Annotated in this window: 17 protein-coding genes; 7 read left to right on the top strand and 10 right to left on the bottom strand. The window is 71.1% G+C overall.

What is annotated here, in order from left to right:
• Positions 1-512 precede the first annotated feature (512 nt).
• From ACWGKU_RS18315 to ACWGKU_RS18295, 5 genes are all read left to right on the top strand, one after another.
• A complete protein-coding gene (locus ACWGKU_RS18315; RefSeq protein WP_331768383.1) occupies positions 513-2,405 on the top strand; it encodes a helix-turn-helix domain-containing protein in 1,893 nt (630 codons plus the stop codon).
• An 11-nt stretch (positions 2,406-2,416) separates the two neighbouring features.
• Positions 2,417-2,851 carry a hypothetical protein gene (locus ACWGKU_RS18310; protein WP_331768382.1) on the top strand — a complete coding sequence of 145 codons (435 nt, stop codon included), beginning with the start codon at positions 2,417-2,419 and terminating at the stop codon, positions 2,849-2,851.
• A gap of 553 nt (positions 2,852-3,404) precedes the next feature.
• Positions 3,405-3,674 carry a hypothetical protein gene (locus ACWGKU_RS18305; protein WP_401043402.1) on the top strand — a complete coding sequence of 90 codons (270 nt, stop codon included), beginning with the start codon at positions 3,405-3,407 and terminating at the stop codon, positions 3,672-3,674.
• A gap of 176 nt (positions 3,675-3,850) precedes the next feature.
• Positions 3,851-4,969, top strand: a complete 1,119-nt coding sequence (locus ACWGKU_RS18300) for a helix-turn-helix domain-containing protein (RefSeq protein WP_331768380.1) — start codon at positions 3,851-3,853, stop codon at positions 4,967-4,969.
• Positions 4,970-5,046: 77 nt separating this feature from the next.
• Positions 5,047-5,523 (top strand): sigma factor-like helix-turn-helix DNA-binding protein, encoded by a 477-nt coding sequence (locus ACWGKU_RS18295; protein WP_331768379.1) that lies wholly within the window; start codon positions 5,047-5,049, stop codon positions 5,521-5,523.
• Here ACWGKU_RS18295 and ACWGKU_RS18290 read toward each other — a convergent pair whose 3' ends face one another.
• Positions 5,524-5,820, bottom strand: coding sequence for a hypothetical protein (locus tag ACWGKU_RS18290; RefSeq protein ID WP_331768378.1), 297 nt, complete (start codon positions 5,818-5,820; stop codon positions 5,524-5,526). It abuts the gene before it with no gap.
• A gap of 156 nt (positions 5,821-5,976) precedes the next feature.
• Between ACWGKU_RS18290 and ACWGKU_RS18285 the strand changes: the two genes are divergently transcribed.
• Positions 5,977-7,257 carry a trypsin-like serine protease gene (locus ACWGKU_RS18285; protein WP_331768377.1) on the top strand — a complete coding sequence of 427 codons (1,281 nt, stop codon included), beginning with the start codon at positions 5,977-5,979 and terminating at the stop codon, positions 7,255-7,257.
• Positions 7,258-7,319: 62 nt separating this feature from the next.
• Here the strand turns inward: ACWGKU_RS18285 and ACWGKU_RS18280 are convergent, their stop codons facing one another.
• Positions 7,320-8,792, bottom strand: a complete 1,473-nt coding sequence (locus ACWGKU_RS18280) for a PIN domain-containing protein (protein ID WP_331768376.1) — start codon at positions 8,790-8,792, stop codon at positions 7,320-7,322.
• 371 nt (positions 8,793-9,163) lie between these two features.
• Positions 9,164-9,385 carry a hypothetical protein gene (locus ACWGKU_RS18275; protein WP_331768375.1) on the bottom strand — a complete coding sequence of 74 codons (222 nt, stop codon included), beginning with the start codon at positions 9,383-9,385 and terminating at the stop codon, positions 9,164-9,166.
• A gap of 500 nt (positions 9,386-9,885) precedes the next feature.
• On the opposite strand from ACWGKU_RS18275, the gene ACWGKU_RS18270 reads away from it, so the two are divergent.
• Entirely contained in the window at positions 9,886-10,083 is a 198-nt protein-coding gene (locus ACWGKU_RS18270) for a hypothetical protein (protein WP_331768374.1), read from the top strand.
• A 358-nt stretch (positions 10,084-10,441) separates the two neighbouring features.
• Here the strand turns inward: ACWGKU_RS18270 and ACWGKU_RS18265 are convergent, their stop codons facing one another.
• The 7 genes from ACWGKU_RS18265 to ACWGKU_RS18235 form a co-directional block, all read right to left on the bottom strand.
• Positions 10,442-11,653, bottom strand: a complete 1,212-nt coding sequence (locus ACWGKU_RS18265) for a zeta toxin family protein (protein ID WP_331768373.1) — start codon at positions 11,651-11,653, stop codon at positions 10,442-10,444.
• Entirely contained in the window at positions 11,650-11,967 is a 318-nt protein-coding gene (locus ACWGKU_RS18260; RefSeq protein ID WP_331768372.1) for a hypothetical protein, read from the bottom strand. Before ACWGKU_RS18260 ends, ACWGKU_RS18265 begins: the two co-directional genes overlap by 4 nt.
• A 253-nt stretch (positions 11,968-12,220) precedes the next feature.
• The gene (locus ACWGKU_RS18255) at positions 12,221-13,606 is read right to left on the bottom strand and encodes a DUF2399 domain-containing protein (protein ID WP_331768371.1); all 1,386 of its coding nucleotides are present in this window, start codon (positions 13,604-13,606) and stop codon (positions 12,221-12,223) included.
• A complete protein-coding gene (locus ACWGKU_RS18250) occupies positions 13,603-14,997 on the bottom strand; it encodes an SbcC/MukB-like Walker B domain-containing protein (RefSeq protein ID WP_452178842.1) in 1,395 nt (464 codons plus the stop codon). The genes ACWGKU_RS18255 and ACWGKU_RS18250 overlap by 4 nt, the downstream gene beginning before the upstream one ends.
• Positions 14,998-15,029: 32 nt before the next feature.
• Positions 15,030-17,792 carry a hypothetical protein gene (locus ACWGKU_RS18245; protein WP_452178843.1) on the bottom strand — a complete coding sequence of 921 codons (2,763 nt, stop codon included), beginning with the start codon at positions 17,790-17,792 and terminating at the stop codon, positions 15,030-15,032.
• An 18-nt stretch (positions 17,793-17,810) separates the two neighbouring features.
• The gene (locus tag ACWGKU_RS18240; RefSeq protein ID WP_401050078.1) at positions 17,811-18,989 is read right to left on the bottom strand and encodes a DUF2398 family protein; all 1,179 of its coding nucleotides are present in this window, start codon (positions 18,987-18,989) and stop codon (positions 17,811-17,813) included.
• A partial coding sequence (locus tag ACWGKU_RS18235; RefSeq protein WP_452178844.1) for a hypothetical protein occupies positions 18,986-19,687 on the bottom strand: 702 nt, incomplete at its 5' end. The genes ACWGKU_RS18235 and ACWGKU_RS18240, both read right to left, overlap by 4 nt.

The raw sequence follows: 19,687 nt of genomic DNA, 5'->3' as shown, positions 1-19,687 counted from the left end.
GCCCCCGCCCGGGGCCTCCAACCGGCCTGCTCCTGATCCCGGCTGGGGCCCGCTCAGCGGGGACGAGGAGCGACAGGAGCCCGCGGCCCGGTCGCGGTCCATGTCGGCCAGTTGACAGGACGAGATGCCAGGAACTCGCCCGAGCATCGTGGCCGCCATGCACCAGCATCCGTCCGGACTGCGCGACCTCGGCGTCAAAGAGGCCCGGTTCCCGGAACGCCCCGGCCCGTCGGAGCTCTCGATCCCCCTCGCCAGGTGATCGCGATCCCGCCCCCAGTGGGTCACGGCCGCGTCCTCGAAGAGCACTTGAGTCTCGGTGAAGGCAGTGGCGCCCGCCGCCGTCCTGTCAGCGGAGCCGCCTATCGTACGGTCAACGTTCAACTACATTTCCAAAGCCACAACCGCGGTCACTGAATGCGTTCAGACGCCCCGCCCGGTCCTGAACCGGATACCCGGACACGTGGTACAAGGCGTCCCGGGGCGGGACGCCCCGTTCCCGGGGAGGGGCAGAGTTGCCCACGCTTCGATTCGCGACCGGTCTGCCACAAGGGCTGCGCTTCGCAGAGGAGACCAAGAGCGACGCTGACCGGCCGCTGCGCGGGGTCCACCCTCTGTCCCCGGACAAGGCGCTCGACGACGGGCAGGTCCGCCACCACCTGGTCGTCGTGCGAAGATGCGACCCAAGATTGGGCGAACGCGACCGACTGAACCGGTTCCTGGCCCGCCTCACCGCAACAGGTGCAGCGGCACTGGCCATCGCCCTGCCCCCAGGAACGGAGACGCAACCGTCCGTTCGCGCGGCGGCACGCCATCACGGGATGCCGTTGCTGACCGTCGGGGACGATCCCCCCACATGGTTTCAGTTGCACAGTGCCATCGTCGACGAATACCACGCCCGGACACTGCGCACCGCCACCCTCCATCGCCAACTCCTGGAACAGATCCACCATCTCGGTGGGCCGGAAGGCATCCAGCGCCTGGTCACCTGGCTCGCGGGCTTCGCCGGCGCCCAAGTTGCCGTGGTACCACCCCTGGGATCGACCTGCACCGTCGCGCCCGCCGGCGCAGGCCTCCTGCTCGACCCCGCCCGCGAGAAGGTCGCCCAACTCTCCAGCGCAGGCCAAGGATGGGCCTCTCTCGAACTTGCCGACCTGGATCCGACACCCGGCACCGCAGACCTTCAGATCCGACTGTTCAGGATCGGGGCCGCCCGGCCCGCCCCAGTACTTGCCGTCGGCGCCCCCGCCTTCAGCCCCGACACCAACATCGCCATCGCAAGGACCCTGGACCTCCTGGCGGTGCAGACCGCTGCCGAAGCCGCCGCCCGAGGAAACGAACGCCTCAGACGCGCCGAGGAATCGGTGAGACAGGCGATCCTGCAACTACTGATGACCGGCAACGTGACCGAGGCCCAGCGCACCGCCCGCTGCCTCATCCCAGGGATCCTCGACGTCGACGAATGCCAGGTGTTCATCCTCAAATCCCGTCGGACCGAGCGCACCAGTGTCATTCAGGACTGCCTGGAGGCTGTAGGGAGCGCCACCATCGTCAGTGCATGCCCGGCCTTCTCCGACCAGGTGGTCGTCATTGCCCCGGGCCCCAGCACGGAATACGAGGCCATGGACGGCCTTACCGCCGTCGTACGCGCCGCGCCGCACCGCTATCTCGGCGCCAGCACCACACGCCAGCTTGCCGACACCGCCCAGGCATACGGCGATGCCAGCCGGGCCCTGGTCGTAGCCCAGCGAACTTCCACCCGTATCCACCAATACACAGCCGACGTCCAGCTCGCCCACATCCTCGACGAGCGCGCCGACACGTGGGCGCATGCCCGCCTGGCCCCGCTGCTGGGCTTGCCCGAAAGCCGCCGCGAGCAGCTCCTCGCCACGCTGCGCCTGGGTCTGGACTTCACTCCGGCCGCGGCCGCCAGAATCCTGGGGACGCATCGCAACACGGTCGCCCGCCGTCTGAGCGCGGCCGCTGGACTGTTGGAGGCCGACTTGCAGGACATCATCCAGCGCGCCGTGCTCGGCCTCGCGCTCGAACTCGGAACACGTGCGGAGCGTGCACCCGCCCTGCATGAGCCGACCGGCATCGCACAGGTGCTGGACACGGACGAAGTCCGTTGCTGGGCAAGCGAGTTCCTCGAGCCGTTGAGCAGGGGGCGACGCCACCTGATCGACACGCTGTCAGCATGGATCGAGGCAAACACCCATATTGAGACCACCGCCGCAGCGCTCGATCTGAATCCGGCAACGGTCCGCTCGCACCTGCGGCAGGCCCAGAACCTAATTCAGCGTCGTCTGGTCAGCGGGTCAACAGCCGACGAGGATTTGGATCTCCCCGGCGCCCACGACGTCGTCCTGGCCCTGGCCGTTCTCCCGGAGATGCCCATTCGGCTCTGACCAGTGTCCACGTGCTGGCCGACGACGTGAACGCCCGCATTCGCTGCCGGGCCGGCGGACTGCCCCTGTCCGAGATCGACCGGACCCTGCACGCCGAACAGCACCGCCAGGACATCGCCGATCGCGCGGCCGAGGAGGCTGCCGCGCCCGCCGGAATGCCGACCTCGCAAGCCGGGACCTGGCCGGCACCGCAGCTCAGCCCCTCTGCACCGCCCTGGAACGCGCAGGGTTTATTCGAGGGCGTGTTGGAGCTGGCCGCGGGTCGTGGTGGAGCGGTGGGGGATGCCGAGGTCGGTGGCGCGCTGGTAGAGGATGTTGGCGGTCCAGGCCGTCAGGGTGGGCCGGCGCAGGCCCCGGATCCGTTCGGCGAGCTGTGGGCCGCTCTTCTTGACCGCTCGGCGCGTGCGTTGCGGGCGCGGGTGAAGCCGGCCGGGGCGAGGGGGTAGAGCGTGTCGGAGAGCACGTCGAACTCGGACGGGGCAGCCGCGCTTCGGACTCTACGGGCAGCGCGGACTCCGGACCCCTCAGGCCGGCGGGGCCGATGCCGCACGCGGGCGGGGCCCTCCTGCGTCCGACCAAGGTGTGCTGTTGTCCGGGAGTCTGCTGATGGCGTTGGCAACGGTGCGTTCGGTGTGTTGCCGGGGATCGTCGGGCACCGGCGCCAAAGTGCCTGAGGTGTACGAAGGCGCTCCCGGGGGAGCGGGCGAGTCCTGAGCACCGAAGATTACGTTTCGTTGACCCTGCCGGACTCAAGGCGTCAACCGACCCGGAAGAAATTCGATGGGATTCGGAACCGGCCGCACCGCCGGGCGATCGATCCCTTTCGCTTCTGATCGCTTTGTTCGAATTCTTGCCAGTGGGCGGCAACTAAGAAGATGACCCGTTAACGCGGTGGGGTGATCGCGTTGTAATGTCGCGAATACGGAGAGCCCCGGCGGGCCTGAGAAACCAATCATGCCGGGGCTCTGCGCAACAACACGACTCGATCGAGGAGCCCTTGTGAGTCCTGACCGGATCCGGCACCTGACCGCCCTGCGGCAGTTCGTCCGTGGCACCGAACCTAACATGCCTCTGCAGTTGGCCGGGGAAACCTCCGACGTCATTGCCATGTGGGTACATGTGAAAGGCGGCCTTCTCGTGGCCGTGCCGAGCGCGCTCGCCGCCCTCCTCACGGGGGCCGGCCCCGGGCTCGGACTGTCGGCCCTGCTGTATGCCGCCGGGTCCGTTGCCAACGCCTCCCACGTCAGCTACCTGCGCCGTCGCATCTGACGCCCCGGGCGCCGCCCGCCCGCCTCGGCCGAGCTTCGAGGAGGGCGGGCAGCCGCAGCGCCCGCGCCGGGCTGAAATGCAATCCGTACGCGCTGTTCTGGATCACCGGGTGTTCGCGAACGAAAACCCCAGGAGAGGCTCACTCGTTCGCGGTATCCCGAATTGAGGAACGGGACATGACCCAGCCGACAGGGCCGAGCCAGGCCTGCGACCACTGCCACACGAAATTCGAGCCCAAAGTCCTCGGACGCCGCCGCCGCTTCTGCACCGACAAGTGCCGTTCCGCCCACCACCGCAAGAAGAAGACCGTGCCGCAGGACCCCGCCCCGACGATGGACCCGGCAGTCACCCAGATCGCCACGGGCCTGATGACCACCGCACGGCGCCTGCGGAACGTGGTGAAGTCAGCCAACCCCGCTCTCGGCGACGTCGCCGAGCTCAAAATCCTCGCCGACATCGGCAAGGAGTACGAAGAGCTCGTCAACGCCGTCGTCCTCCAGGCCCGCCAGCGCAAAGTCCCCTGGCCGACCATCGCCAAGATCCTCGGAGTGAGCACCGAAACCGCGCGAACCCGCTGGGAGGAGGAGAAAGCCGCCCGCGTACTGGCACGCCGACGCGAACGCGGACGCAAGACCGCCCGCCCCAGGGGCTCCTCCGCCAGGGAACGCGGCCACCGCAACAGGCGCTCCGCGGTCCACGCCCTCGACGCCCAGTCCCGCCTCGCCAGCGCCCTCTCCCACCTCCTGCGTGCTTCGGGCCGCTACATGAGGGAGGTCGCGGAGGAAGCCGGAGTGTCCACCTCCTACGTCTCCCGGGCGGTGAGCGGAGAACGCATGCCGCGCTGGGACGTGGTCGCCTCCTTCGCGCGCTCCTGCGACGCAGACCCCGAACAGCTGCGCGTGCTGTGGGAGGAAGCCAACGGCAAACCGACGGCCCGGCCGTTCTTCGCCGGCCGCCCCAAGGCGTACGACCATGCCCTCTTTCAGCTCACCTCCGCGATCCAGGGCCTCCACCTCGCCGCCGGCCGCCCCACCGCCGAATTCATCGTCGAACGCTCCACGCTCACCCTGACCACGGCGCAGGCCACCGACGTCCTGCGGCGCCCCGAGCTGGCGCCGTGGCCGGACATCGTGGCGGTCGTCAGCCTTCTCCAGGGGCCGGTCGATCTCATCAGGCCCCTGTGGGAGTGCCTCCAGCTGGCGGCGAATCCGAAGTGGACACCCGAGAGCCCGCCCCCGTCGACCCCCGCCTCGGTCAACCCGGCCACCACCACCTTGCCCGCCGAATCCTTCTGAGACCGTCCGCGGCACGCCGCCGCGACGCGGGCTCACAGCACTGCCCCCGCTCCCACCCCCGTCCCCTGGGAACCGCCATGCCACCGCCCTGGCTCGGGAACCGACCGTGCCGACCGGCCCGACCCGACCGCATCGGGCCCTGGGCCCTGCGCGACCTGCACTACGACCGCTACCTCTCGTACGCGGCCCTCCTCCTGCCCGTCGCCGACGCCTGCAGCGCGATCAAGCAGGCCTTCGACGAACTCGCCGAACGCTGGCCCACCGTCCTGGCCGCGCCCAGCCCGGCCGCGTGCGCCTGGCAGGCGGTCCGCCGACGGGTCCGTTCGATGGCCGGCCCGTTGCCGCCCGTCGCCCACCTGAGCGACCCCGAGCAGGATGTCCTCGTCCTGCACCTCGTTCTCGACCTGCCCGCGGCCGAGATCGCCGACCTCACAGGAACCGACGCGGCGGCCGTCCAGATGCACCTGCGCTCCGTGCGCGCCGCCGACCGACCTCGGCCACCCGGCAGCCACCCGCCCCGGCCCACCGGGGCGACGACCGGAGCTGACGTGTGATCACCCAAGCTTTGTCGAACAATTGTTCCCATCGCCGTCCGCGGCAAGAGGGAAGGCCAGCTGGTTGGTGAGATTGTCGTCCAAGGTGAGTAGTGGCAGCACGTCGTCGGGTACGCGGACGGTCAGGGCGGGGTCGGCCGCCAGCGTCCCGCCCAGGTGCAGACGAGTGGCTTCGAGGCCCTCGTGGCGTTCATGTGTGTCGGCGCCGCCGTTGGACGGAGGCAGCGGCTGGGGCTGGCCGGGCAGGATGCGACACAGAAGATCGTCGAGCGACTGCTGTAGCAGGCTGGTGTTCAACACTTGATCCTCCCCACAAGTACGTATTCCTGACCCAGAGCGTATGCCGCTTGTCCACGGGTGCTACGACAACGCGGAGTCGACGATGGCTTGGTCGGGCGACGCATATGATCAGATAACTCTGTGTAGCGGTTTCTGTGACTCTATGGTGTCTCCATGCGCAGGTCGAAGCTCCTCCTGTACGCGGCAGCGGTCCTGGTCCTGGGGGCCGCGTCGATTGCCGTCGCGCGCGGCACCGAGGGGGAGGCCGCGGAGACGCGCATGGCCCCGACGGTCCTGTTGAGCCGTGAGTACCACGAGAAGTACTTGAGGCCGATCGCCGACGAGGTGCACCGGCTGGTCGACACCGAGCGGGTCGACGGCGCGGGCTTCGCGTCGATCGTGTTCCACGGCGACGAGCACTACCTCGACCTCTTCTGGAAGGGCCCGGTCCCCGCCCAGGTCACCAAAGCCGTCGATGCCTGGCGTGCACGTACCCGTGAGCAGGCCGGCCACGACCCCGCGGGCCCGGCGAGCCCCGACTACGACGTCCGCTACCGGCCGGCCGCGTACTCGCGCGCCGAGATGGACCAGGCCGTCGACCGGTTCATCACGGCGGTCGGCAACGACGCCTCGGAGTGGTCGTCGCTCTCGCCCGCCAACGACGGCAGCGGCCTCCTGCTCACCTACCAGCCGGCAAGCGCCAGGCGCATCGCGCCCGCCGGTGCCCCGGCGCGCGACTACCAGGCCCGGGCCGGGCAGATCGCAGGCATCCCCGTCCAGTCCCGTGCCGGCTCTTCCGAGACACCCACCCATGGCAGCCGCACCAGCGACGCCCCGCCCTGGTATGCCGGAGCCGACCTCACCCTCGGCGACAACTCCCGCTGCTCCACCGGCGTGCCCGGCTGGGTGGACAACAAGCGTGTCCTGCTCACCGCCGCCCACTGCCAGACCAGCGGGAACGTCTACAACGGGCAGCGCGTCGTCGGCGAGGTCACCGCCTACGACAGTGGCCTCGACGTCGCCGTCGTCACGACCGGAAGGGACACCGCGGCCCGTTTCTACAGCAGCTCCTGGAACAGCGGCGACTGGCGGCCGCTGTACGGGCCGGCGCGCCTGGACCCGGGGCAGTCTGCCTGCTTCAGCGGCGCCGTGTCCGGGTTCCACTGCGAGCTGGAGGTCACGCGGCTCGGCGTCCACTCGCCGTCCGGGCGCACCAGCGCGACCGAGGTGAAGTCCCGCAGCGGGGGCGTCGCCGTCGCCCAGGGCGACAGTGGCGGGCCGGCCGTGGCCAACCCCCAGGGCGACTCCATGGCACCGGTCGGCGTCATCATTGCCGGGAACACCGACACCAAGGTCCCGTGCAACAGCACGTCGATTCCGACGACCTGCTTCTCGACCGGCTACTACACGCCACTCGACCCCGTGGCGTCCAAATTCGGATTCTCGGCCTTGTGAGCCCCGCCGCAGGCCCCGGACCCGGCCCAGAACGCGAGGGCGGTCCGGCCGGTTGCGCCAGGTCAGCTGTCGTCCTCGTTCGGCCTTTCCGGTTCCTGTGAACCGGAGAGCTCCTCAAGCGCGTCGATGTCATCGTGCGGCCATGTCCGAACGTACATGGACGGGTTCGTCGGGGACAGAAGGCCGGAGTAGTTGGGCAGGCCGGAGACAAGATCGGCCGCCTCGGTGGCGCTGGCCAGAAGCGCGGAGAGGTTGGTCCGGGACAGCGCTGCCGCCTTGACGGCGTCCGCGACCGGCGCGGTGTAGTTGAAGTTGGTCGACCACGACGCGAAGTCGAACGTCGGCAGTACTGCCGCCCGGACGGCGTCGGCCAGGCCGGGGGCGTAGTTGTACAAAAGGCCGACGTCCGATGGACCGGTCGGCCTGCCGGCCTGGTCTGCGGTGGTTGCTGAATCGGGCTTCCGCTTGGAGATGAGCTCGCGCAGGGCCTCCTTGTGGAGTGCCGCCAGGGCGTCTGTGGTGGGTTTGTCCTGCAGGTCTGGAGCGGACGGGTCGTCAGGCGACAGCAGCGTGGGCGCTCCCTGATCGCCGTCCGCGTCGGCGGAGAACAGGAGCTTGACCGTCCAGATGCACGAGACGCCTTCCAGCCCCTGGCCCACGGCGGCAGCGAGGCCGTACAACAGCCAGGTCGTCTCGGCGGTGTACCAGACCTCCTTGCCGATGCGGTGCCCGGCGGCTTTGCCGCTACTCAGCAGAGTGCTGCGCGGTGGCGTGATCCAGGCGTTCCACTCGATGGGGGCGCCGGTCGTGGTGATCCCCGGAAGGCCCAGTACGGCACGGTGCGAGGCGAAGGCGAGTCCTCCGATCGTCGCGGCGACGGGCTCCGAATCCAGGAAACGCTTCGCGTCGGCGGCGGCGGAGGCGTTGTCGACGGCTACCGTGAAGGCGGTCACGACAGCGTCGAAGTCCTTCAGGCGCTTCAGACGTCCGGCGAGATCCCCCAGGTCCTGGTCCATGGGGAATCGGTAGACGGTGCCGTCACCGAAGTCGGTCGTGTTGTCCGTGACGAAGTGCACGTCCTCGTCCGGATAATTCCGCAGGAACTCGAGGATCGTGAACCAGATCGCGGCGTCCCGCGCGCCCTCCGCCCGCTTCTCGCCCTGCTTGGCCGGGGGCAGCGCGAGTGCTTCACGGGAGAGCGCCTTCAGCGCGGCCTCGCCCGAGGTGGGCACCACCTCGAAGAGCTCCGAGTACACCTTCCGCCAGTACTCCTGGCACTCCTCCAACTCAAGCGGCGGCTCCTCGAACGTCGGCGTCGGCTTCCAGGGCATCATCCGCTGCAACGCATTGAGTGCGGACGCGGCCGTCTCGCGCTGCGCGACGTAGTCCTTCGCTTTGTGAGCGGCCAGCTCCTCAAGGACCGTTCCCGGGATACCGACCCGGTGTTGCCCAGAGGCACGTAGCGCGCGCACGATGTCCGCCCTCGGGCTCCTAGGGTTGATCCTGTTGATGGCGTTCGTGTCGAAGATGATCACGGGAGTCCTCTCGCTTCCTGCCCAGCTTGATTCCCACCCGGAGCAGGCGGTCGGCACCTTGACGGCTACGTCGGGTGCCGTGGCGATACCTTGATGGTCTGGCAGAGAGACGGTAGCTCCGCAGGTCAGAGCATTGGTAGGGGCGGGGCCCGGGTGCCTTCACCGATGTCGAGATTCCGGGGCTGGCCCCGCCGCAGAGCGAGGCTTCCGTCCCTCTGGCTGTGCCCGCTTGCCCTGCCCGGCATGTGGGTGGCTCACCGGCCGGTTCCGCGGCGGCGCCTGGTGGCCCGCTGACCGGCGCCCGCCGCTGCGATTGTTCTGTGCAGGCAGAACGTAGTGATTAACCCTGTGATAAAGACCGGGCCCGGTCGTTACAGCTCCGTCCACCCGTACGGCCGCCGGCCCCGGCTGCTGAACGGGTGCCAGACCGGAGCCGACGGGCCGCGTTGGACCAGGTCCTCGATCCGGGCGGCCCCGGCCGGGACGGCGGTGACCATCTCGGCGACGGCTGGCTGTTCCTCGGCTGCGAGCAGCAGGTCCGCCACCGTCGTTCGCACCCCGGCCGCGCCGGTGCCGGCCAGGACCACGAGCAACTGCGGGAACGCCCTCCAGCGCCGTTCCCACGCTTGCCCCGGCCCTTCCCCGCCGACCTGTTCCCACACCCGGGCGCAGGCCGCGAGCTGCGCCGCGGTCTGCTCGTCGCCGGCGCCAGCGACATGGATCAGGGCGCAGCCTCGATTGCCCGCGGTCGCCGTCTCGGGGCCGCTCGGGATGACAGCCGCAGCAGCAACACGCAGGTAGCCAGGTGGAGGGCGGTGTCCCGGCGCCGCCGCACGCCACCTGGGACGACCGGGTACGAAATCGGACGCCCTGCTACGGCAGACCCGACATGGCTTGTGACCAGCCAGAACACACCGGGAACGCCGAGGAGTGTCCGACCGGTAGGGCGCATTGGCGTCGCCGCGGTGGCACTCGGCGGATCGCCGGCCCGGTTACGTTGGCGCGCATGAACTGCGGCACCGCCCGGGCGATCCGGTCGGAACGCTCCGGGCAGTGCCGCAGCCTGCAGCTCTCAACAAGGAGGGGTCGAGACATGCACAACCACGGCAACGGGTTCAGGCGCCTGGGCGAACTCGCCGTCACGGCGGCCGTCACGGCGATCGTCTCCACGTTGGCCACGCTCGCCGTGACCTCGGGGGTCACGGCCGCGGGGCTCAGCGTGGCCGGGCCCGGCTGCGCCAAGGTGGCCCCGGCTCTCCTGCCGCAGTCGCCGGACCAGATCGGGGGCTAGAGATCCTTTCGGCTGCAGGGCACAGTGGCGTCGTTTCGCGAGCCGGGGCGCGCACCGCCGCGCGGCCGCCGTTTCGACAGTGCACATCTCAGGCGATCGCGGCCGGCCGGGGTCGGCCGCGATCGAAGGGAGTCGCGCCCGCTCCTGCCCATCCCGGCCCTGCTGTGCCTGCGGGATCCAGGGAGGCCCGCCGATAAGGACAGGACAGTGAGCCGCATCACGTGGCAACCCCACCTCCTCGGCCCGGTCGGCGGCTCGGCTGCGGACGTCCTCACCCAGCCACTGGCAGTGGCGCATCGCCACCGAGGGGCGCCCTTGCCCGCGGGCAGGACGCGCGAGGGGGCGGTCCTTGCGCCAGTCACACGACAGGGCCTGTGCCGCAGCGTGGCCCGGCCTGGGGGTGCTGGCCCCGGGCCTGCGGACGGGTGCCCGGGGCGGGGCGTGCGGGTTGCTGTTCGGCGCCGGCGGGCGGTGGGGTGATGCGGGCGATCGCTCCCGCCAGGGAGGTGGTCCAGTTCCCGGCCTTCCCGGCTGCGAGTTCGTCGATTGCGTGCTGGATCGTCAGGGAGAGATGCCGCAGGTAGACATCGTCGGTGCCGGGGAACGGCGCGGGCGGGTGGGCGAGCACGGCGGCGACCGGCACGGCGGCGGGGCGGTCGTCGATGTGCGGCGCGGCCTGCAGGACGGTGTGGGCCAAGTCGTAGAGCAGCACCGGCTCAAGGGGATGCTCGCTGTCGTGGGCGAGCTCGGCCGCGATGCCGGTGAACCGCCCGCTCTCCTGTGCACTCCAGGGCCGGGTGGCCTCGTGCTGGTAGGCGAGCACCGCCCCGGCCGGCTGCTGCCGGGCCCGCGTGATCCGGCCATTCTCCTCACCGGTCCGGACAGCAGTGCTGTGGTGGAGCAGGTGACCGCTCCGGTCGTAGACGTTGACCGTGTCGCTGAGCGCGTGGTCCTCGATCACGGCGAGGCTCTGGGGGACCCGGGCCAGGATCCTGGCCCGCGAGTCCGGCGGCACCGCACGTCCCACGCCGAGTTCACGCCGTTCCTGCTGGCAGCGGTAGAGCGCGGCGATACCGCTGGTGGCCTGCGCGACCGCGATGAACGCGGCCTCGCTGCGGTAGACACCGCTTGCGTCGAACGGGGCGAGGACGTCGCGCACGGTGTCGGGCCGCAGCTCGCCCTCCCGCAGGATGTCGAACCGGTTCGACATCCCGTACTCGACGGCCATGGCGAAGAACCGGGAAGCGTCCACACCCGTGTACCGGCTGAAGCTCACCCCGTGGGCGGCACGGATCTCCTCGAAGCGCGGATGGGAGGAGTGGAAGGCATCCACGTCCAGCCCGAGCCCGGCACCCCGGCCGGCCGCCTCCAACTGAGCCTGGATGCGGTTCTGTGTGTAGGTCTTGCCGGCACCCGGCCCACCTTCGACGACGAACACCAGCGGCTCTTCCTGGCGTCGGGGACCGGCCAGCTTGACCGGAACCACCCAGTCCTCGAACCTTTTGCGGGCCTGATCGGGGGCAAGGGCCCAGTCATCGAAGAGGCTGCTGCCCGGGATCTGAGGGCTCATCGAGCCACCTCGCGGGCCCGCAGTACGGGCTTGTACTGGGTGATCACTCGTTCCGCCTCGACGGCGGCTTGCTCGTCGCTGTCCGCCCGCAGCGCCCGCCGTTCGGCCTGCAGAGTGTTCCGGAACTGGTTGAGCCTCTCGCTTACCTGCCCGTCCGGGTCGGCCCCGCGCTGCGCCGTGTCGAGGTCGCCCTCCGTCAGTCGTTCGAGCTCGTCCAGGATGCTCAGTGCGACCTCAACTCGGATCGAGTCCTTCAGCCGCCAATCGCCCAGGTCCCCGTTTCCGAGAAACGACGAACTATCGCTGCCAGTCATGAAGCAAACTCCTTTCCCTGGTGGATACTTGGCATCCTAATCGCCGACGGCGGGGCTTCCTTCGGGCGCTCGCTTCGTCGGGCACTGAGGTTCATTGCCGGCGCGGGCACGAGAGTGGAGGCTGCCGGCTCAAGCCAGCGACACCTGCTCCCTCGGTGTTCGGAAGGCGCCTGTGACCGGTGCGGCAGCAGCACTACCTGTTTGCTCGTGTCGATGGCGAAGTGCGCGTCGGCGCGTTTGACATCGGCGGTGTTCATTCCAGGCCGGAAGCCGGAGGCAAGTCCGTCTTCGATCTCGCCCCGGCGTCGTCGGGCCCGCGGGATGCTGGTTGGGCACGAGGTGGGACGGCCGGGGCCCCGCGGCGTACGTCGTCGGCCAGTTCGTGGCGGAGGGCTTCCTCGAAGCCAGGGCGGCTGTGCGCGGCCATCGCGTGGGCCAGGGCATGGTCCCACGGGGTGTGGAGTTCGCGAGAGGCCAGGGCGGGGGTCGTATCGGGGAACGGGTAGCGCCTCAGGCAGGTGAGGTAGTCGTCGGTGCTCATGCGCCAGGGGACGGCGCGCGGCTGGGCGGTGAGGATGGAGTTCAGGTGGCGCAGGCCGGCCTCGTCGAAGTCGGCGCGGGCTGCGATGTGCCAGCCCATATCGGCCAGGCGCGCGATGGCCCGGACCTCGGCGCCGGAGGGGGTGCCGTCGGTACACAGCACGCGCAGGGGGACGGGGGAGGGGCCTTGCAGGCGGGCGGCGGCGAGGATGGACGGGTTCTCGGTGACGAAGACCCAGTTGGCGGGGCCGGGGGCCGGGGGCCAGGGGCTGGATTCGAGGAGGTCCTCGGGCAGTACCAGGACGGCGTCGGGGGCGGCGGTGACGGCGGTGGGGTGGATGCCCTGGGCGACCAGGCCTCCGGTGACCTTGTCGCCCTGGATGCCGAGCCGGGCCAGTGCCTGGCGGTGGTGGCCGGGCTCCGGGGTGTGGCCGGCGGCCTCGGTGAGGGCCAGGACGAGGCGGGCCAGGGGGTGGCCGCGGTCGAGGCTCTTGGGATGGCCGGTGGCATCCTGGGCGAGGTGTCGCCGATCGACGACGGAGCCTGCGGTCGGCAAGGACTGCAGAGTGGTGACGGCCTGGCGCAGCAGCAGCTCGCCGTCAGGGCGGAGGCTCAGGCGGGCGATCCAGCCCTTGTACCGCAGGACCTCGACCGCGGCCTGCGGTGACGGTCTGACAGGGCACGAGCGGGGCAGAGCGCCGAGGAGGTCGTTCGCCAGCGCCGTGATCTGCTGGCGGCGCTGCGCTGTGCGTTGGCGTTCGAGGGAGGGTTCGCCGACTCGGCGTTCGAGGGCGTGCGCGGCGACGGCGGCGGGGGTCAGCAGGGGGCCGCGTGTGCGGAGAAGGCCGGTGAGGCGGGGGAGGTCGACACGGATGCGGCGGCCGGCCAGCAGGGGCCGGTTGCTGAGGAGGGTCCCGGCGGCGGCGAGCAGCTCGGGCGAGTCGGGCAGTGTTATTGCCAGTGAGCCGCGGGTGAGGTCGTCGGCGGTGGCGTCGGCGCGAAGGGCGACCCGTTCCCACAGCCACGTCAGCTGCGGGCAGGTCAGGGGCGCGAGTGTCGCCCCCTGGCAGGCACCTGGGCACAGCGGGCACGTGGTCACGGCTGCTCCTCCGTCGTGGAGAGGAGGAGTTCGAGTTCACGGTCGAGGATGTCGACGCGGGTGGCGATGACGGTCTTGTCGGAGCCCTGGGTGAGTTCGAAGGCGCTGATACCGTCCCAGGCGGCGGGAGCTCCGTCCCACTGGTGGCTGGTGCACACGGTGTCGAGGTCGAGGTGGGCGATGAAGCGGGCGAGGGCGTCGCGCCCTTTCTCGTCGACCTCGGCGGGGATCTCGTCGAGCGCGACCAGACGCAGGGCCTGTGGGCCGAGCCTGTCGTACTCGGCGGCCAGTGCGGCGAGCAGGGGGGCCATGACCACCAGGCGGTTCTCTCCGCCGGAGACACCGCAGTCGCGGCTGCCCAGGGCGGTTTCGGCCCGGGCCTTGCCGGTGACGACGTGGCGGATGGCGATCCAGCTGCTGACGTCGAGGATCCGCGCGAGTTCGTCGGCGGTGGCGGTTGCGGCGGCCTTGGCCTGGGTAGCGGCGGTGCGCAGCTGGTGGTGGAGTTCGTCGCGGAGCTGCTGCTCCTGCTCGGGGGTCCGGGTGACGGCGGAGTTCTTGCAGGCCAGGCGCCAGAGCGTGGCCAGGCCCGGGTCCAGGTCGGGCCGCAGGGCGTAGTCCAGCCGCACGCCGACGCCGGAGGAGGCGGCGGCGAGCGGGAGAAGGGCGTTGGTGCGACCGAACCAGTTGACGACGGCGGACCAGGCGGTTCCCAGCGCCTGGGGGAGCTGGCCGAGGACGAGGCCGTCGAGGGCGTCGCCTTCGGCCCGCTTGAGCGATTCCTCGGCTGTCGCGCGGTCCTTCGCAGCGAGGGCGGCTGCTACGGGCAGGGGGTGGGAGGTGTCGTCGCGCACGAGGCGTACGTCCAGGACGGCAGGGTCATCCGGTCCGTACTCGAGGTGCCAGCCGCCGGAGTCCTGGCTGATGAGGTGGGCGTGCAGGGCCTCGGCCGCGCTGGTCACCTCCCCGGGGGTGGCGGGTGCGATGGAGCGGATGGCTTCGGCCACGGCCGCGGGCAGCTCGTGGGCGGGCAGGTCGGTGGGGACGGCGATGACCTGCTCGACGCCCCAGGCAGACAGAACCGCGCGCAGCCCGCCGAGGGCCTCTTGTTGTTCTGGCAGGATGCCCTGGAGGCTGGTGCCGGTTCGGGTGTGCAGCACGACGCACGCGGCCTGCCGCTTGTGTGCGGCGGCTAGGCCGGCGGCGGCTCTACGCCGGTGGTCCTTGGCGGCGGCGCATGCGGCCTTGGCCGCGGTGAGTTGCTGCGCGATGTCCCGGGCTCGCGGGGAGGGGGCCAGCATCGCCTCGTGCACGGCGGCCAGATGGTCGCGGTCGGCGAGCATCTCGGCCAGCTGTAGTGCCTCCACGGTGTCGAGTTCGTCGGTGCGCATCCCCGCCGTGGGTCCTTCGGCGGCCAGCACGCTCACGCGCGTGGCCAGAGCGCGCACCTCCCGTAGGGCGGTCTTAAGGCGGTCGGCGCGCCCGCTGGCATCGGAGACAGTGCCGTGGAGCTGAGGGAGAGCGGCGGGAAGTCCCTGGCCGATGGTCTTGGCGCGCCAGCACGCGAGGGCAACGTCGTGGGCGCGCTCGGCGTCGGTGGCCTTGTCGTGGGTGTCCCGGGCGGCCTCGGCGCTGTCGGCGGCTCTGGCCGCGGCGCGGGCGCGGCGCGGGCGCGGCCGGCCTCGGCGTCGCGCAGGGACTCCGTGTCGGGCAGGGCGTTGACCGCCAGGCCGAGCCGGGCCTGGAAGCTCACCAGCCGGCTCTGGGCACGGCGGTGCCGGATGGCGGTGCCGTGCAGGCGGTCTGCTTCGGTACGGGCGGCGTCGGCGGCTGCCTGGGCGTGGGCGCGGCGCGCCTCAATGCCGATGTGGCGGGCCGGGCCAACGGCGCAGGCCGGCAGGCGGCCGGTGAACGGACCGGCGCGGTAGGAGCCGTCCCGGCCGACCACCAGAGCTGCACCGTCGCCACCGCTGTCATGGCTTTCGGCGCTCGGGCACAGGGCGGTGCGGGCGAGGACCTGGGCGGCGGCGTCGGAGAGGGGGTGGCCGGGGACGGTGGAGAGGACATCGGCGAGGCTGTCAGGCTGCGGCTGGCCGACAGCGCGCACGCTCCAGGCGCCGGCGCGGTCGGCGGCACCATCGGCGGTGAGCGTGGCCGCGAGAAGGCCGGTGGCGCCGATGACGGCTTCGAGCAGGTCCCGTTGCGGTCCCGGCTGCGGTGCGCGCTCGCCCCACTCCAATACCTCGCCGAACAGGACGGCGCCCGCGTTCCCCGCGTGCCCGGGCAGCGACGCCAGCCAGCCGGGCCCGGGCAGCGGATCGAGGTGACCGCCGCTCCACAACGCGGCCCGGCTGCGAGCCCTCTCGGCAGCCGCCTCGCCGGTGAGCGCGATGTGGTGGTGGGCCGCCGAGCGCTCGACCGCGCGGGAGGCGAGGCGGGCAGCGGTGTCCTTGAAACCGGTGAGCCACTGGCGGTGGGTGGTCAGGACGGCGCCGGGTTCTGCCGCCCGGCACTTCACGGCCCACTGGGCGGCGAGGTCCCGCTGGCGACGGCCCAGCGCGGCACACAGAGCACCGTGGTGTTCCGCGACCCAGGCGTCAGCGGCCTCCAGGAAAGCGGCGGCTTGGACGAGGGCGTGCGCGGCAGCCTCCTTGGCCTGCCGACGGTCGGTGTCGGCCGCGGCCCTGGCGGCGTCGGCAATCCTGCGTGCCTGCTCGGCAGCCTGCTCGGCGTCCTGACACGGTTGGTGGGCGTCGATGGCGGCGCGTGCGAGATTGGCGCGTGCGACGGCCTCGGTCCGGCGTTCGGCGACGGCCGCGACGAGGGCATCGGCCCGGTCGCGGCGGGCCTCCACGGCCAGGTGCTCGGACCGGGGGAAAACGATGGTGCTCGCGCGCAGCGCCTCACGGGGCCGTCGCCCGACCGTGACGGGACGGGCGATGCCGTTGAGGGCCAGCTGGTCAGCGGGGTCAAGACCGGCCAGGCGGCTGTCGAAGTCGTCCGCGAGATGCTGGGCGGCCTCGGCCCTGGCCCGGCGCAGGACACCGTCGGCCGCAAGCGCCGAACGCAGCGCCGCTTCGGCCCGGTCCACCCCCTCCTGCGCGCGGTCGCGCCGGTCCTGGGCCTGGGTGATCTGCGTGCCGTCCAGGGCCTCGTCGGCCTCCAGCACCTCCACGTTGGCCTGCAGACGCACACAGGTCGCCTCAGCCCGGGCGAGGCGCTCCTCCGCTTCCCCGGTCGCCTGGTCAGCCTGTGCCACCTGCTCCTGGGCTTGGTCGTGCTCAACGTGGCGGGCTGCGACCGCCTCCGTTCGCCTGGTCAGCACAGCGGCGGCATCGGCGGCGCGCTGGGCGACGTGCCCGGCCCAGGCGAGCGCGAGACGGGACGTGAGATCGGCGATGCCCGTGACGTTCACCAGATGATCCCGGGTGGCCGCAGCGGCGGCCATGGCGTCGCTGGTGGAAGACAGCACCACATAGTTGACCTTGGGCAGAGCCGAGCGCAGCAGCTCCTCCGCTTCACGAGGCTGGAGCTTGTGCAGGCTGTGGGGATCGCGGATGCGGCGGATACTGCGGCACACCTCGACCAGCCGGGCCTGGTCGGTGCCCAGCAACTCGGCCGCGAGGCTCTGGCGGTAGGCAGCCGCGTCCTCGAACACGGCGCCGTCGGCGTCCCGCACCCGCTGCTCGAAGTCCTCGCCGCTCAGTGCCTCACCGAACGCCCCCTGCAGTTCGATGAGGTCCAGAACGGGGCCTGGCAGGCGGAACGCGGTCAGCGTCACCGGTTTCTGGGCGCCCTTGGAGTAGTCCAGGCGCACGCCGAAGGACATGCTGTCGCCAGTTGTACCGGGGGAGTGGGGGAGAGCGGCGGTCAGCCACAGGTAGCCGGCGCGCTTGCTGCCGCGCGCCCCTTCCTCCATGAGCCCGGCCAGCGTGGTCGAACGGTTCTTGCCCACATGCAGTGCCCGTTCGTCGAGGATGAGGAGGAAGGGCACGGTGGACTCCAGGAGCGTGGTCTTGCCGCAGCCGTTGCGGCCGCGCCACAGGATCCGCCCGCACTCGGTACCGAAGACCTCCAGAGCGTAGTTGTGGACGTTGCACACGCCGATCCCCACGAGCGTGCGTCGGCGCTCGTGCCGCCCGGCGGACCGGTCGATCAAAGGCAGGCCAGGACAGGAAACAGACATGAGGTGGTGTCACCTTTCCTAAGCGGGAGGCTGGTTCTGCCCATGGAAGGGCAAGGCATCGACGGGCGTGAGGGGACGGTCCCAGCGCGCACTGACCGGCGACATCCACCACATGGCAGATCCACCGGAACGCACACGTAGCAGGCCCAACCCCTCCCACAGCGCGCGGACCTCGGCCAGCAGACGGGCCGGCCTGGACCGCAGCTCCTGGCTCCACCCGATGTGGACCAGGGCCAGGCGCCGCAGCTCCCCAAGAACATCGCCCTCGCACCGGCCTCTCCACCCGGGCCAGGGCGCGTGCGGCTGCGCCTCGGAGGCCAGAACGAAGTCGCGCACCAGCAAAGCGGCGTGATGGGCCGTCCCCGGGAGAGGGAAGCGGAGCGCCGGCCCCGTCCCGGGAAGCCCCTCTCCGGCCTCGGCGACCAGAGCCACACCCTCGCTGCGCACCTCCAGAACCAGCCCGAGTACCTCCGCAGTCTCGGCGACCCGTGTGTGCAGACATTCGCGCAGCCACTGGGCCTCGACGGCGTCCAGGTCGCCCCACAGCACAGCGGTGTCGTCGACCAGACGACGCAGGACGCGAGTTGCGGCATCCACCGGCCGGTCACAGGCGCCGACCCAGGCTTCAGGGTCGGCGACCGGGTCTTCCCCCCACCGGCCCCAGGCGTCCAGAGGCGGGACGTTCGCCATGACCAACAGCAGCCGCGCGTGGTCCACCCGCAGCCATACCGCGTCCGCCTCCTCACCAGTGAGGTTCTCCAGCCAGTTATGTCTCCCGGAGACGATCCCGCGCCTGCGCAGCTCCCCCAGGGCCTCGCGCAGATGCCTGACCTCGGTAGCCGAGCCGGTCACCGGCTCATCCGCCTGCCCGGCCGCCTGACGGCACGCCGCCACCACATCGCTGGCCCTGATCCACGGGGGCAGCGTGTACAGGGCTGCCACCGCCAGCCAGAACCAGGAGGCCACCGGTGCCTCCATCAACGGGGCCAGCCACTCACGCACCGGCGGCGACTTCTTCAGCCGCACCGCGCCACCCTCCACCGCCACCGGCCACCGTAGCGTCCCCTGGAAGAACGCCCGCACCGCCGCCAGATGCCTCAACACGAGCGCAGCCTGCGCCCCCTCCAGCCACGGCCGCCCCAGCAGCAGGCGGATCGCCTCACCCTCGCCCGCACCCGCGAGCCACCGGGCGTTCACCGGACCACCACCACAGCCGCAGGCACGTCCCCGAGCACGCCGCCACGAGCCCCGGGAGGAGCACACACGCTGCGCCCCGCCAGATGGAAGACCGGCAGCCAGCCCTCCACCCGCGCCGACCACGACACCGCCTCGATCCGCCCTGCGCCGCCCGCTGCGGGAAACAGGCAGCACCACAACGGCCCGCTGCGCCCACGCCGGAGCCCGCTGTCATCCGGATGCGATCCGCACGCGGCCAGGAGGGCGTTCAGTGCCAGGCGAGCCGCAGCGTCCGACCAGGGGCTCGGGGTCGTGAGCACCTCGCCAATCCTCCGGGCGAGCTCCTGCGCGCGCTGCCGGTGGAGGCGTTCGACCTCCACTCTGGACGGCTCGCGGTCGCGGGCCCGGGCGATCACCCCGCCACCGCGTCCGCGCCCGCCTCCTCGCAGGAGACTGGACGGCAGCGCAGCCTTGGCGCCGGCCTCCCAGGACACCCACGCGCCCTGCTCGCCGCTGGCGGCGGTGACACCGGTCAGCTTGCGCCACCCGTGGTCGCCCAGTACCGCTGCGGTCAGCACGCCTGCCTGTTCCCGGTCCCGGCAGGCTCTGGCCAGCAGTAGCGCCCTAAGGCCTGTCTGATAATTGATCTTGTGGCAGGTCGAGGCGAGTTGACGGACGTGGTGTGGGAGCGGATAGAGCCCCTGCTGCCGCAGGTGGAC

The sequence above is a fragment of the Kitasatospora sp. NPDC054768 genome (assembly GCF_053612025.1).
This window is presented reverse-complemented; position numbering and strand designations above follow the sequence as displayed.